The sequence below is a fragment of the Acinetobacter psychrotolerans genome, from assembly GCF_048552595.1.
GTDB lineage: Bacteria > Pseudomonadota > Gammaproteobacteria > Pseudomonadales > Moraxellaceae > Acinetobacter.
On the sequence record NZ_JBIMDK010000090.1, the window covers coordinates 1 to 204 of the forward strand.

Below are 204 nucleotides of genomic sequence, written 5' to 3' on the forward strand. Positions count from 1 at the left end.
GTACTGATGGCACATGGGTGGTGGGTAAAAAAGACATCACAGTGACAGCGAATGGTGGCACATCGACTTATGGCGACAATCCACTGAATCCGAACTTCATTGCCTCAGGCTTGGTGAATGGAGAAACTGCCTCTGTACTTACAGGATTAAACAACAGTTTTGGTATTAGCAATACGACCAATGCAGGTAATCACACACTCACTG

1 protein-coding gene is annotated in these 204 nt (G+C 45.6%); it reads left to right on the forward strand.

What is annotated here, in order from left to right; all coding sequences use genetic code 11:
* The coding region (locus tag ACG94X_RS16955; RefSeq protein WP_419384824.1) for an MBG domain-containing protein at positions 1-204 on the forward strand (204 nt) is incomplete at both ends.